Source organism: Nostoc sp. ChiSLP03a (assembly GCF_034531215.2).
GTDB lineage: Bacteria > Cyanobacteriota > Cyanobacteriia > Cyanobacteriales > Nostocaceae > Nostoc.
This window is the reverse complement of sequence record NZ_JAVRBQ020000027.1, coordinates 103,029-119,309: the sequence shown is the minus strand read 5'-3', so window position 1 is coordinate 119,309 and position 16,281 is coordinate 103,029. Positions and strand designations below refer to the sequence as shown.

Annotated in this window: 2 protein-coding genes; both read right to left on the bottom strand. The window is 44.3% G+C overall.

Features of this window, described 5'->3' with window-relative positions; all coding sequences use genetic code 11:
• Positions 1-161 precede the first annotated feature (161 nt).
• On the bottom strand, positions 162-5,006 hold the full coding sequence (locus RMY32_RS03515) for a thioester reductase domain-containing protein (protein ID WP_322712359.1): 4,845 nt from the start codon (positions 5,004-5,006) through the stop codon (positions 162-164).
• Entirely contained in the window at positions 5,003-15,919 is a 10,917-nt protein-coding gene (locus tag RMY32_RS03510; RefSeq protein ID WP_322712357.1) for an SDR family NAD(P)-dependent oxidoreductase, read from the bottom strand. The genes RMY32_RS03515 and RMY32_RS03510 overlap by 4 nt, the downstream gene beginning before the upstream one ends.
• Positions 15,920-16,281: the final 362 nt, after the last annotated feature.

The window sequence follows — 16,281 nt, the reverse complement described above, 5'->3', positions numbered from 1 at the left end:
AAACATCCATAACGGGGTAGATGAAAATTGGTTGTGCTTTTTTCATCTTCCGTTACGGGGTGCTTGTTATTACAGGCATCCTTTTATTTTTTCCACTAGCTGCTAAAAACACGATCGCTCTTTTTTAGTCTAAAGTCCAGTTATAAGGTGGCAAAAGAAAGCTAAACTCCGCTGAAAAATCCACTTTTCTTGAAGTAGGCAAAGTAGATATTGAGTAATTCGGTGTTTATAGTTGGATAAATAATATTGGTGTCAGCAAGTCCAGTCAATGTATTTTGGCAATCAAACGCAGGTAGCTGTACGTTCTTTAATAATTGTTCGTCTAACAATGGCAAAAAAGCATGTAAAGCATTTGGAATATTGTATTTCGCATTGTGTAGCAATTTAGCATACCACTCATGGTAAGAAACTTGCTCTAGCGAATAGCCCAAAGACCCAACTAACTCACACCAATTATGCCAAGACAGACAATCAGGAGAAATAAGGTGAAATGCCTTGCCGAAGGAGTCAGGGTTTTGAGAGAGGTGGACGATCGCTCTGCTACCATAATCAACTGGGGTCAGATCGAGGGGGAATTCCAAATCCGGCACCATACCTAGTTCGATACAGCCTTTTGTTAGGCTGCAAAAGAAGTCATCCACATTGGCGATTCCCGTTTGGCTGTGTCCAGAAATTGCACCAGGTCTGTAGATACATACAGGAAGTCCGCGATCGCGTGCTTGCATGACCAGCTTTTCTGCCACCCATTTACTTTGTAAATAACCCCCTTGCAACCCTTGAAATTCTGCCAATTCATCGGATTCTGGAATGGAGTTAGCGTTTGCATAAGCAGGAGCCGAAAAAATGCCCAGCGTCGAAACAAAATGCACGGGTTTGACTTTCGTTTGAGCGCCTAGACGCAAAATCGCCTGAGTTCCCAAAACATTGGCTGCTTTGAGTTTGGCGTAGGGATAAAGAAAATTGACCACAGCACCATTGTGATAGATGACATCAATTTCCTCGCTAAGTTGATGGAATTGTGACTCGTTCAGACCTAAGTTGGGTAACGCCAAATCACCAATGACTGGAACGATCCGGGAGCGAAACTGTTCTTGCCAAAATCCGTATGCTTGTAAATGGCTTTGGATACGTTGGATGCCCTGTTTTACATCCTGCGCTCGCACTAAGCAATAAATATTAGCTGTGGTCTGTTGCAGGAGTTCGTCTACTAAATACGTACCGAGAAAACCGGTTGCTCCAGTTAAGAAAATCGCCTGGGGTTGAGCGATAAACTTGAATGGTGTAGTTGGACGAATTGCCGGATCTAAGACAGCTTCTGCTGCCAAATCGATCGCTAAATTGGCAGCCATTCCTGTCTGAGCGATCGCTTCAATTACTTGAGCCACTCCCGCAATTGTTGGGACTTCTAATAATTGATGAATGGGTATAGTCACTTGGAAGCTTTCTCGCAACCGAGACAGCAGTTGCACTGCCAACAAAGAATTGCCTCCCAAGTCGAAGAAGTTATCGTAGATGCTGAGTGGGGATTTGTGAAGTAAATTTTGCCACAGGTCAGCTAAGTGTTTCTCGGTTTCGGTGCGGGGTGCAACAAATGTCTGATGCTGTTGTTGGTATTGAACTTGAGACTCCTCCATGTGCTGGAGAATCTGCTCTGGTGTATGCCAATCTGAAGCAATTTTTTGGAATAAGGTGGTGTAATTAGCGGATTGTTGGGGTATTGCCCGATCGCTTGGGGTTAAATTCCCTTCAGATGCCGAATGTATTGCTTCTTTGTCTAATCGTTCAGAAGCAATAGCGATCGCCCGACAAACATCTGCTGATAACTTATAGCAATAGCTTTCTGCTAAAGGTTCCTTGGCAATGGCTGTCAACTGTTCGAGAAAATCGCCAATAGGCTGGTTTTTGGAACTGGGTTTGTAAATAATATCGATCTGCTTGAGTCCGCGTGCCAGGGCAATTTTACCCAGGAAGTTGAGCATTTGATATTCAACTCCTCTGCCCAACACTCGACAACTGAGTAATAAAGTATCTACCACCAGGGCTGATGCTGTGGCCTGTACCATCATCATACCCACCAAACCATAATTACCAAAGCGGTCTTTTACATCCACAACATAGCAAGTATGAGTATCTAACAGGCAAAAGGTTTTGATTTCAGCCGACGTTCTGCGTAAGGTGGTGGTATTAAATTGATTTGTTCGCTGCGTTAGTTGAGCAACACGATCTACCTGGGAGGGCTGCATTTCCATAATATCCACTTGCAGATTGAGGCTATTGAGGAAATCTCGCAACGTGAGAGATTCGTTTGCCGCTTGCTGACGTTGGCGATTTTGCTGGTAAACAATCGTTCGCTGTCGATCCTCTACAGTGATCTTGAGACGATCGAATGCCCAGATATGAGCCAGGAATTCGGGAATTTCAGTAGCATTTGTGGGCAATTGCAGGGTTAAAACTTCTGGACAGTGATAGCGGACTTGTGCGCATTCGATGGGATTGTCATCAATAAAGATGAAGCTATCTAAACTCAGCCCTAGTTCTTGAGACAGCAATTTCAAGTTTTCTGATTTAGTTTGCCAATTAATTTGCCAAGCCGCCAAATGGTGACGCTTTAGCAGCATATCGGAGCGTTGGTCTAATACAGCAAAGACATCTGCTTGATTATTTTTGCTGCACAGACATAGCAACATCCCGCGATCGCACTGCTGAATCATAAATTCTTGCAATGCTTGATAGAATGAATCTATGACAATACCCTCAACTCCATCCTCACCACAAACACCTTGCCATAAGGTTTGATCGCAGTCTAAGACAATTACTTTATAAGGCGGTCTATGTAGGCAGTGAATTTTCCTCGCCAACATTGTTCCTAATGCTGTAAAAAATGCTGGCGTAAATGGAATATGTCCAATTTCATCGCTATAAGCATCATAGAAGTTAGTTACTGGGTAGCCTGTTGCTAACTCCTGATAATTAATAATATGCACTCCACTAATATCGGCAATTTCTGTTAATAACTTTGCTTCAATTTGTTGCAAAAATTTTTCCATTTTTGCATCAGCAATTATTGAATTACTTGGCAACAAACAAAGCAAATGGGGAATTTTACTTTGTTCGCAAGATTGACGTAACGCTATAACTAAATCCTGAGTATTGCGCTCAATAGCATTCTTTTGTTCGTTACTAGATAACTCTTGTAAATCCTGCGACTTAACCCAATCTTCTAACCGCACTAGAACAATATTGACTCCCGTTTCATTTTGCGATAACAGACTATCAGGAGTCAGCAGTTGTTGGAAAACCTGGTTATAGGGAGCAAAGGTAATTTCTGAAGGTAAATTGAGTTGCTGCATCCAAAAATTTAGAGAATCTGCAACCGAATCGGCGGTAAAAGTAGCTGCGATCGCTAACTTTTGCTTTTGATATCGGCTCCTAGCTAATCTGGCTTTTCTCTCCAGGTCTGTTGGTAGTTTCAATTCATTGAGGCGAATATCTTTTGATTCAACCCATTGTGCTAAAATTTGAAATAAAGCGTTACCAAAAGCGTCGATTGTTTCACTTTCAAATATGTCGGTGTTATATGCAATTCCTATTTGCAAATCCGCTCCAACTTCGTAAATATAAGTATATAAATCTAAATCAGTCGGTCCCCAAATTCCCTCATCAATCAATGAAAACGTCAGATTGGGTAAATTTGTCAAGTCGCTCGGTAGTTGGCTGTTGACATAGCTTAATCCGGTGCGAAATGTTTGAAAAAAGGGAGTATCTTGGGCAACCCGACTCGACCCCATGACTTCAACGACTTTACCAAAGGGGACATTTTGGTGAGCATAAGCAGATAACAACACCGATCGCACTCGGCTAAGTACTTCGGTAAAAGTGGGATTGCCAGACAAATCTGTACGCAGCAACAAAGGATAGCCAAAAAAACCAATCAAAGATTCCACTTGCGGATGAACTCGACCAGAAGCGGTAAAGCCAATTAAAATGTCTTCTTGCTGAGAACACAAATAAATCAAAGCCTTAAACGCTGCTACGAAAGTCATAAAGGAAGTAATTCCCATTTGTTCGTGACTTCGTTGTTTGATTGCAGCCCACAGAAGAGGATCGAGTTTAAAAAACTTTCGCCGGCCCTGGAAATTCTGGAGTGGCGGTCGGGGATGGTCAATGGGTAATTTTAATTCAAATGATGCCCCCTCTAGTTGCTGTTTCCAGTAAGCTAGTTCGCTTTTGAGGGCATCATTGTTGAGCCACTGGCGCTGCCATACGGCAAAATCTCGATATTGGATCGCAGGTTCTAGCAGTGGAGAAGGCTGTCCCTTGTAGAAATGACTGTAGACTGTCGCCAGTTCTCGAATCCATAAACCCATTGAGATCATATCGCTGATAATGTGATGAATGACGAGCAAGAGAATATGCTCGCGTGCATTTAAGCGAATGAGTTTAATCCGCCATAAAGGAGCGATCGCCAAATCAAAGGGAGTTTCGGCTGCTTCATCGGCAATTTGCCAGAAAGTTTTTAATTGTTCGGTTGCATCTAAATGCTCGAGATTTAAAACAGATAATTTAAACAGTTCTGGTGCAGTGATATTTTGCACGGGATTACCTTCCCATACCCCAAATGTTGTCCCAAAGACATCGTGGCGACGGAAAATTTCATTAAGACTTTTTTCTAGGCAGTTTAAATCTAAATCGCCATTCAGCCGCAAGGCTTGAGCAATATTATGAGCAGATTCTACAGCAGCTAACTGGGCCAAAATCCACAGGCGTTCCTGCTGGAAGGATACCGGCACGTTTTGCGTTTGTGAAAGCGGAACCAAAGGAATGGAAGCAGCGCCGATTTTGTTCTGATGTAGTAACCGGATTAGCTCTACTTTATTGTTAGCTAAAGCATTTCGGAGATCGGGAGTGATAACTCCTTTAGGTGCTTGAATGCGGAGTTGTTCTCCATCAACTAATAATTTCACTCCCCGGTCTGAAAGTTCGGCTAAAAGGGCATTTAGGTTCATAGGATTATTTCCTCTACATCCTCAGTGATTTCAGTTGCCGAATTTTCGTTTAGTCCCTGTAAAGCTAGTTGTTTCAATAGCAGGTCTGCTAGTTGGTTGATGCTGGAACCTTCAACAAACTTTTCTAAAGAAAGGTCAATTCCCAGTTCTGTGATGATGCGATTGCGGATTTCGATCGCCATCAAAGAATCTAGTCCGGCTTTGCTCAATGCTTGATTAGCATCCACTCGATCCACAGAACAACCCAACACTTTGGCAATCTTTTCTTTCAGATAAATGGTTAAAATCTGCAAGCGATCGCCAAAGTCATGAGTTTGCAATTGCTGCTGAATTTCCATCGGCGGTGGTGATGTCGATTGAGTAACCGCCAGTTGAGAAAACTCTGCCAAATATGCCGGACAATTCCCCGGTGAGAATTGCTGCATAAATGTCAGCCAATTGAGCGGCATCACACCTACTTGAGCAACCTCCCAAAAAAAGCTCTGCTCCAAAGCCTGTAAACCTTGGGATGGCGATATCATTTCCATTCCCTGATGTTGGAGTTGCTTACCGAACTGACGCTCGGCGGCTGCACCAATTTCAGCCCAAGCTCCCCAGTTAATACTCAATCCGGGTAATCCCAATTGATGACGATAATGTGCTAGAGCGTCTAAAAAGGCATTAGCAGCGCAGTGGTTAGCTTGACCGGCAGAACCTAAAACAGAAGCAGCCGAAGAAAACAAGATGAAGAAATCGAGCGGTAAGGTTTGGGTTAATGCGTGCAGATTCCAAGCACCTTGTACTTTCGGTGCCATGACTTGATGAAAGCGCTCCCAAGTTTGCTGGAGTAAAACTCCGTCATTCAAAACTCCGGCTGCATGGATAATGCCGCGTAGAGGCGGGTGGCTGCGGCCAATTTCTGCCAATACCTCCGCCACTTGTGACTGCACAGACACGTCAGCTTGCATTACCATCACCGATACACCTTGTGCCTGAAGCTGCTGAATCTGGCGATCGCTGTGTTCGCTTGTCCCTTTGCGTCCCATGAGAACTAAGTGCTTTGCCCCACGTTCTACTAACCAATGGGCAATTAGCAGTCCCAGTCCCCCTAATCCACCAGTAATTAAGTAGGTACTATCTGAATGGATGGGGATATCTGCTCGATTATGAGAGTTACGGTAAGGAACCAGTCTTGCCACCTGACGCATCCCATTACGGAATGCAATTTGGTTCTCTCGATCTGGTGATGTCAACTCTGCAAATAGTGCATCAAGAGGGTTTTGAGTTAGCCGATAATTTTCTTGGAGGTCTAAATCTATCAAGCGAAGCTGTAATTCTGGGTGTTCTTTGACGATCGCCTTCCCCATTCCCCATAGGGGCGATTGAACTAATCCAGCTTTATCGGCAACTGCTCCTTTAGTTATTACCCATAACTGAGGTGGCGTTATACCCATCTTTTTAACTAGCGCTTGCACCAAGTACAGAGTACTGCCACAGCCAATACGGGTTGCTGCTTGCAAATCTTCGACGGTTAAGGTTGGTGCAGTTTCTCCACTCTCTAGGCTCCACAAATGTACTGCCCCTGAGAGACGCGATCGCTTGCTAAGTATGTGCGAAACCAACCGCTGAAAATCTTCCGGTTTCTGAGGATTAATCCTGAACTCGAACTTGCTCAACAGTTCGTATTCCTGTCCGGGAAAAACTAGAGTACAGGTATCTCCTCGTTCTTGAAACCGTCGAGCAAGTTTCTGACTGATACCTTGACTATCTGCTAAAATTAGCCAGTTTTGTGGTATATGGCTCTCGCTTCCTTTTTGGGCAACGATCGCAGCCTGAGCCAGGGAACCGATGATTTTGTTTTTAGGTGCGATCGCCACCGCCGACGTAAATCCATTCGCTTGCAACACATCTTGCCACTCGGCACTACTTAAGAGCGGGTAATTCGGTCGCAACCAGCGATCGGCAAACAACCACCAACCTGGCGTCAAACCGAAGCTCAGATCCAGCCAACAATGGCGATCGGTGACTTCTAACATCACCATAATTCCGCCTGGTGCTAATAAGCTGTGGACGTGGGCCAATGTTTGTTGTAAATCTGGTGTCGCGTGCAGGACATTGGCTGCCAGAATCACATCGTATTGTTGCCCTTCCAAGCCTTGAGTCGCTGGATCTCGGCTGATATCTAAAGATTGATAGCGGACAAATGGGTAATCCCGAAACTTCTCCCGTGCTTTGGCTGCAAACAGCGGTGAAATGTCTGTGAAGGTGTATTCAGCTTGATAATTATTCAATTGCGGTAGAATGTAAGCGGTTGTGCTGCCAGTTCCCGCTCCAATTTCTAGCAAGCGGATCTTGCTTTTTTGTGGTACTCGCAGCAGTGCCGCGGAAACTGCCTTTTGCACCAATGTATTCATCACTCTAGCAGCGGGGGCATCTTGATACAGTTGCGTCAGCAGGGTAAAATCACCATTGGGAAATAGTAATTGTAGCGGGTCAAGTTTTCCCTGAAGTACCTCTGGTAAGCTGGCACCACAGCGTTCTACTAGGGCGATCTCAGTATCTCCGGTAGGGAATCGGGCTAACAATCGCTCTGGTTGCGGCGTTTGGCGATCGAGGGCGCTAATTACTTCCCAGTGATGTCTGCCGTTAGCACAATCAAGAGGTCTAAGCCACCCTGCTTCAGTCAAAATATCCAGAAACCGATGTAGCAGTTGGTGATACTGGCTAATCACCCCCAACTGTTCTGCTATTTCTGTAAAGGAAAACTGCAATCCGAGTTGAAAGTCCCATCCTAGTTGTTGTAAGGCACTGATTACATAAGACACACTGAGGGCTTCAAGTTGGGGTAAAAATTCCTCGTTTGATGAGGTTGTTGTTAAAAGTTCGGCCAATTGAGGAATCAGGTTTTGGCTGATGTCCTTGGGATTGAGCAAGTAATCCGGTGAGAGCGATCGCCCCATTCGGGCTTGAGGTCGCCACTCGATTTGATACAACCAATCTGGCGGAACTTGAGGAGAAACTGTCAATGTTCCCGAAGCGACCCTTTGAAGTTGCAGACCTTCAACAACCGCTATAATCTCACCATCATCTGCAACTAATTGTAAATCGCTAATGAGTGTTTTGTTACTGTTCTGGCTAGGATGTACTTTGGCAAAACTCCATAGTCGATTGCTGGGGCGATCGCAAACTTGCAATCGCTTGATGGCGATCGGCACATAAGCCTCTTTGCTACTATCTTGTGGGAATTTAGCTTGTAAAACCTGAAAACAAGCATCCAAGAATGCTGGATGAAACTGATAAATATCTGTTTCTAAAACGCATCTTTGGGGTAACTCAATTTCCCCTGTTACTACTTCTGAATTCAACCACAACTGTTTAACTCCCCGAAAACTCGCACCATAATCAACTCCTCGTTGAAGAAACTGTTGGTAATGTTCGTCTTGCTTATGAGAAGCTAGTTCCTTGGGGAAACAGTGCGTTGCAGAAAGTTCCAGCGATGGTTTGAGATTGGATGCAGTGACATTTCCAGAAACATGCAGCATCCAAGATGGTGAATCTTCCTCATCTAATTCACAACTAAAAATTTCAAAGGAATATCCTTGTTGCTCTGTTGGTTGAAGAATTAGCTGGAGCGTCTTAACTTCATTTTCTGATAGAATTAATGCCCGTTTATATAAGACATTTTCTAAAATTAAATTTTTGGATTTCAAAACCTTAGCTGCTGCCCCTAAAACCATCTCTAGATAGGCGGTTCCTGGCACGATTACTTTGCCGTAAACGCGATGGTCAGCTAAAAAAGCGGGGAAATTAGAACTGATTTGCGTCTGGAAACGAATCTCTTTCGAGTCTGCCAAGTGCAATCTAGAACCGAGCAGAGGATAAGAAGATTTGAGATTTGCAGAGGGAATTTGAAAATTTTTGTGGCTACTGTCTTTGTTTGGTTCAACCCAAAAACGCGATCGCTCAAAGGGATAATTCGGCAACGCCACGCGCCGATGCTCAGATCCTCGATGAAACTCATACCAATTCACCGATATTCCCTGCTCATACAACGCCGCTAAACTGGTCAACATCTGCTGCCAATCTGATTCTTGCGATTTGAGACTTGCCAGCCACAGATGTCCTGATTCTGGGATACACTGACGACCCATGCTTACTAAAATTGGGTGCGCGCCCACTTCCAAACAAGCCAAATTTCCTAACGCTGACAGGCTGACAATACTGTTAGCAAATTGCACTGGCTGCAACACATGCTGCACCCAATATTCAGGCGTGCTAATCTCCACTCCTGCCAATTGCCCTGTGATGTTAGAAATGAAGCGAATATTCGGGTTTGGTGTACAGTAGCTCACTTGCTGGGCAATCTGCCGAAACTCTGCCACCATTGGTTGCATCAACGGCGAATGAAAAGCATGGGAAACTTTCAGTGACTTGGTTTGCACTCCTCTGCCTTCTAAGATAGCCACAGCCGATGCGATCGCCCCAGCCGCACCAGAGATCGTGATTTGTCTTGGTGCGTTGATTGCAGCAATCGTTACCTCCGGCAATGAATCAATTACCGCACATACTTGTGCCAAATCAGTAAATACCGCTACCATTGCCCCTGTCTGCGGTAGTGCTTGCATCAATTTACCCCGTGCAGCAATGAGTTTCAATCCATCTTCCAGACTGAATACACCTGCAACAGTTGCGGCAACATATTCGCCCACACTATGACCCATCACAACACTAGGCTTGATACCCCAAGATTGCCATAGCTGGGACAATGCATATTCCAAAGCGAATAAGACAGGTTGGGTATAGCCCGTCTCATCCAGAAGATGAGGCGCTAAGTTTTTTTCCCTTTCCCCTTTCCCCTTTCCCCTTTCCCCTAATGGATACAGCACTTCTAGCAATGGTTGCTCTAATAATGAGTCCAGGATTTGGGCACAACGTTCTATGGCTTGCCGGAAAACAGGTTGGGTTTCGTAAAGTTCTCGTCCCATGCCGATATATTGCGAACCTTGTCCAGTGAATAGGAAAGCTACCCCTGAAGCCTGAAAGCAAGTGCGCGAATTTTCGGCAATAAATGTTGTGAGTTGATTTCTCAATTGTGCGGGTGAATCAGCAACCAAAGCCAGCCGATAATCAAAATGCGATCGCCCCACATTACTCGTATAACAAATATCCCTCAAACATACTTCTGAATGAGACTCCAAAAACCCCACATACCGCCGAGCTAATTCCCGTAACGCTGTCTCAGTTTTTGCCGAAACCGTCAACAGCGATTTTGGATTATTATCAGCATCATCCAATCTAAAATCTAAAATCGGCAATCTAAAATCGGAGGGCGTTTCCTCCAAAATCACATGGACATTCGTACCGCCAACACCCAAGGAAGTGACGCCAGCCCGCCGAGGCGTTTGGTCTGTTTGCCAGTCTGATAGAGTTGTATTTACATAAAATGGACTGTTAGCAAAATCAATCTTGGGATTGGGATGTTTAAAATTTAGGATAGGCGGTAGCAATCCGTGCTTGAGTGCCAAAACTGTTTTAATCAATCCTGCTATGCCTGAAGCTGTATCTAAATGTCCGATGTTAGTCTTTACAGAACCGATGGCGCAAAATTGTTGCTTCTGTGTTTTGCTACGAAATGCCTGGGTTAATGCTGCAATTTCAATCGGATCGCCGAGAGTCGTTCCGGTTCCGTGGGTTTCGATGTAAGTAATAGTTTCTGGATTGATATCTGCGATCGCTTGGGCTTGGGCAATCATTGCTGCCTGTCTCTGAACGCTGGGAGCCGTATAGCTGATTTTTTGGGAGCCATCGTTATTAATCGCAGAACCCTTAATCACGGCGTAAATATTATCTCCATCGGCGATCGCATCTGCCAATCGTTTCAACATCACAATGCCAACGCCATTGCCGCCAACGGTTCCTTGAGAGTTGGCATCAAATGCTCGACAGTGACCGTCGGGTGAAAGAATCATCCCTGGCTGATAGCGATAACCAGATTTTTGCGGTACGGCAATGGCAGCAGCGCCAGCCAGAGCCATATCGCATTCTCCCTGGATCAAACTCCGACACGCTTGATGCACTGCAACTAAGGAAGTCGAGCAAGCGGTTTGCACGTTGACGCTGGGCCCTTGCAAGTTGAATTTGTATGAAACCCGCGTGGGCAGAAAATCTGTACCATTGGCGATCGCTAGTTGCGAGTCATCAACGTGTTCTAGGCGATCGCGATTTGGGTAAAGATTGTGATTCCAGTAAGTTCGACCTGCATAAAGATTCATCCCCATGCCAGCATAAACCCCGATTAATCCTGTATAAGTAGCAGGGTCGTAACCAGCATTTTCGAGTGTTTCCCAAGCACACTCTAAAAACAGCCGATGCTGTGGGTCGAGGATTTGAGCTTCTTTGGGCGAGATATCGAAAAACGCGGCATCAAATAAATCTATGTCAGATAAGATACCACTAGCTTTTACATAATTGGCATCATTCAAAGATGAAGAATCGATTCCAGCTAACTCCAGTTCTTCATCGCTGAAGAATGAAATCGATTCCACGCCATTACAGCAATTTTGCCAGAATTCATCGAGTGTTTTGGCTCCTGGAAAACGCCCAGACATACCGATGATGGCAATTTCTAATTGCTGGGTATCTTTCATCTTACCCAAGTGATGGGATGGCGATAATTGCGATCGCTCCGGCAATGGCATTTGAGCTTGATTCAGAAACTCTGCTAGCGTCTGAATCGTTGGATATTGGAACAAGTCAATCAGTGACAGATGTTGCCCAAATTGTTTTTGTAAGCGATCGTGAACCCGAACCAAGGTGAGGGAACTGCCACCTAATTCAAAAAAGTTGCGATCGATACTCACCGAAGAAATGCCGAGTACGTCTTGCCATATTTGAGCTATCTGACGTTGAATATCAGTTTGCGGCAAAACGACTTGCCAAGGTTGGTTGTGCTTCTGATTGCTGCCAATAATTTTGGCAATGTCTATGGTACCCGTTTGTGTTAAGGGCATTTTTGCAAGCCGTACAATTTCACAATGGCTCGGAGTCCCAAAGCGATCGCTAACTCTCATTTGCTCCCAACCATCCAACCCTGCACCATCCACAGTGGTAATATAAGCGGTTAATTTCTCGACGTTATCGGCTTCTGTCTTCAGATATCGACGAATATGAGGATTACTGCCATCTAAACCGACAATCAACTGCGGTTGATGACGCGATAAACCTGCCAGTAAGGAACGCCAACCCTGTTCTTGAGTAATACTCTGATACCCCAAACGATGAGCTGCTTCCCGGCTGTGGATGGGGTTTCCTTCGCTCATACCAACATCATCCCACTGGCTCCAGTTAAAGCAGTAAGCATCAGGATGGTAATGGTATTGCTGATACTGACAACAACCATCTAAAAAACTGTTGGCAGCAGCATAGGCACTAAAGGTTGCTCCTCCAAACACACTATTTACAGAAGAAAAGCCGATGAAAAGCACATCTGGCTGATTCTGAATCAGTTGAAAAAGTGTCCAAGTGCCCTGAACTTTCGGACGTAGCATGGTACGAAAGCTTTCTAGTGTAGCCACAGCTATCCAGTGATTTTCCATCACCGTCCAGTGGTGTTTGAGATCGCCTTCACCTGCGAGATGAATAATTCCTGCCAGAGGTTGATTCCATCTCAACTCTGCCTCAGTGACAGCCTGTTGCAAGCAAGTTAAATCGCAGATATCAACAGATTTGTATAATAAATCACTACTTATCGCCAAGAGAGATTGATAATTTTTCAATCGCTTGGCGATCGCTGTATTCCGATCGAGATGCTGCGACCATTCTGTTTCTGGTGGCAAATTTGTTCTGCCAACAATCAGCAATCGCACACCAAATTGCTTAAGTAAATATTGGCAAACTGAAGCCCCAATTCCACCCAATCCGCCTGTTACCAGATAAGTCTGCCCTGCTTTAATTGGTATTTCCTGGGTTGGACTAGCAAGCATATCGACTTTGGCGAGTGACGAGATTAGCCGTTGACCTTGACGATAAGCAATTTCACTATCACCTTTGGTAACATTTAGTTCTCTTAAAATATAATTGGCATTTGTTTCCAGTGACCCAACTTCCAAGTCAAGGTGGCGACAGTGCAACCAAGATAGTTCTAAAGGAATTGTTTTCAGCAATCCGATAAGTGTGGATTTTTCATAAGCGATCGCATCATCGCTGCTAGTTAACTGGACGTTGTTAGAAATGACTTGTAACTGAATATCTATATCTAGTAGTTGGTGTTTTTCCTTGGCATTTGCTAAGGCTTGCACTAAAAATAGAATGCTATATAACCCTAAGTATTGGGCGCGTTCTAGTGACTCTAGGCTAGAAACTTGACCCGCAGACTCGTTATAAGTCCATAAATGCAAAATCTGAGTGGGAATATTCGATGCCAAAGACTCTAGTAACTGCCGATAGTGATCGGGATTTTCGGGATTGATGGTAAAGCGATCGCCTTGCTCAGATTTGATAAAATCTGTACCTGCTGTAACGCAGATATAAGATTGATGATTGCGTTCGAGTTCTGTACACAGGTAATTTCCTAAACCTAAATCATTGAGAAACACGAGGAATTTCTGAGTCGGAAGTTTAACTGGCTGCCGATGTTTGTGATTTAACTGCTTAACACACCAAATTCGGCGATAAAACCAGTCAGGGATTGTGTTGGCATTGCCACTCAGGATATCAAACTGACGGAGGATAAATTTAAATTCACCTGATTCAAAGCGTTTAACCAATTGCGATCGCTGGATCTTGCCAATGGGCGTTTTTGGAATCGCAGCTTTTTCAACTGGAATTACATAGCTGGGATTGATCCTACAACGTTGGACAACTTTTTGGCGAATGGTTTGCATCAACGTTGCAATTTCGATTTCATCCGCGCCATCTGTATGGAAAAAGATAGCTAGCTGTTCTGTAGTTTCTCCATCGCGGACTGCAACTGCGGCAGTGTAGGAAACAACTACACCTGCAATTTCTTCAACAACTGCTTCGATTTCATGACTATAGTAATTCAGTCCGTTGACGATAATAACGTCTTTCTCTCTGCCTGTAATTGTTAAACGTCCTTGTCGTAAGAAAGCTAAATCTCCCGTCTTCAACCAGCCATCTTCTGTAAAAACCTCTGAATTCAGTTCTGGTTGACCAAAATAACCTGATGTTACTGTCAATCCTTTTACTTGCAGCCTTCCGATGGCTTCTTCTTCAACGAGCTGGTCTTGAGCATCAACTATCCGCAGAGAAAATCCGGGAATCGGCGCTCCAACTTCTACGAATGCATCTTCATCTGTAGTTGATTCTCCAGAAAAGTTGTGAGAGTAAGTCACTCCCGAACAAGTTTCAGCCATTCCCCAAACGGGATGTATTGCCGTAGTCGGGAGTCCGTGCGCTGTCAGCAATTCGAGAAATCTTCTCGCAGTTTTGCCGACAATAGCTTCTGCTCCGTTCAAGATGTATCGCACTGATGATAAATCCCAATGCCCCTGAGAAAGTTCTGCTTCGGCTGCATTGATTAGCCCATACGCAAAATTCGGTGCAAAGGTGACACTCACGCGATAATCAGACATCCAATCAAGCCATTTCAGGGGTTGTTGCAACACCCAATCGGTGACGGCATGAATTTGTTGACAACCCACATACACATCCCGAATATGAAAATACACTAATCCGGCAACGTGATCGAGTGGCATCCAGTTTAAGGAAACATCTTTTTGGGTAAATCCGTTCATTTGGACACTCGCAGCCGATCGACAGATGAGACTGCGATGGCTTTGCATAACTGCTTTCGGCGTACCTGTACTGCCAGAAGTTAAAAATAGCACTGCCAAATCATCTGGGGCAGCAACATACCAGTTAGGATCGGGATGGTAAGATTGCAACTCATTGAGGGTAGCGATCGCCAAATTGTCAAGTGGCAAATCTGTCAGGGAACGTCTCAGTTCAGGTGCTAATCGATCGCTAGTCAGGACTAAGCTTGGTTCTAGTCTTTCCCAGATTTGAGCTAATTTATTAACGAAACCATCAGAGCGATCGTAACTTTGAGGAACGGATAAAGGAATTGGGATGAATCCGCCCAAAATACAGCCCCAGAAGGCAGGAATGAAATCTTGAGGTTGGTCAAATTGAAAGAGAATTCTATTTTGAGGTACGAGTCCTAATTTTCTTAAACCCGCCAAAATCCGTTGAGCTGCGTTTAATAAATTTTCGTAGGATTGGTTTTGGTGAGTATCATCGGGTTGGATGTAAGTAATTCCTTCTGAGCTTTGTAACGCTGCCCTTTGGAGTAGTTCCGTTAAGTTAGTGGTTGCGTCTGTTTCTAGTTGTAAAGGTTCGCCATGACTAATTGCTTTGGCTTTTGGCTGGGAAATCTGAGATTGTGAAGGCTGAAATTGTTGATTTACGCCATCGGATTTTAGTTTTTCTCCAGAATCCTCTAATTGAAAATTGAGTTTTGTTGCTTGTGGATTCCCTAGCAAATCCCAAACGTGTAATGGTGGCAGTTGTTTTGTCTGGTCTTGTACGATAACTGCGACTTGGTCGATCGAGGGGAGCGATCGCAAAGACGATTCCCAGCGATCGACCAAATCTATGTCAATCACGGCTAAATCAGTTAGACGGCGATCGTCAATCAGTCCCTCACTAGTAAGCGGCAATCTGGATAACCAAACGTAGGATTGAGGCAGGATAGTGTTTGGCAAATGAACCTGCAAATATGCATTTAGCTGTGCCAACGAACATTTTCCTGATGCAACTACGTAGGCTACTAACCACATATCTGCGGTTTCTGTTTCTCGGATTAATACCCGACACTCTTCAATTTCTGGATGGTTCAGGAGCGCAGTTTCCAGTGCTGCTTGGTCTGCTAAGGTTGCCTGAAAATCATTGAGGGTATTAATTTTCTCCAACATCTATAAGCTCCAAACTAACTTAGACACGTTTGCTGTTGCGGGATGTCTTTACTTCTACAAGCAACCCTATTAGTTGGTGGTTTGATATAACAGGCAACAGCTAATAGGCAACAGGCTTAAAAGTTTTTGGTGTCGGGGTTTGACGATCGGTTGATGTCCTAACCTATCTGGCAACTGCTATATATGCTTTTTTTGGCCGTTTTTGACATATTTGCTGTTTAAGGTCGCTACCTTGTGAATATTGAGAATACATGAAATTTTTTTGTAGTTACTAACTTCGTGACCATTTGTAACAAGTAACCTGAAAAGAGAATCTGGAAAAATTGGACTTAAAGGTTTGTAAATATTTGCTAGCAAGTTGT

Bases quoted from the DNA above. Each gene is read 5' to 3' on its own strand.
- RMY32_RS03515 (WP_322712359.1), bottom strand. From the start codon at position 5,006: ATGAACCTAAATGCCCTTTTAGCCGAACTTTCAGACCGGGGAGTGAAA.
- RMY32_RS03510 (WP_322712357.1), bottom strand. From the start codon at position 15,919: ATGTTGGAGAAAATTAATACCCTCAATGATTTTCAGGCAACCTTAGCA.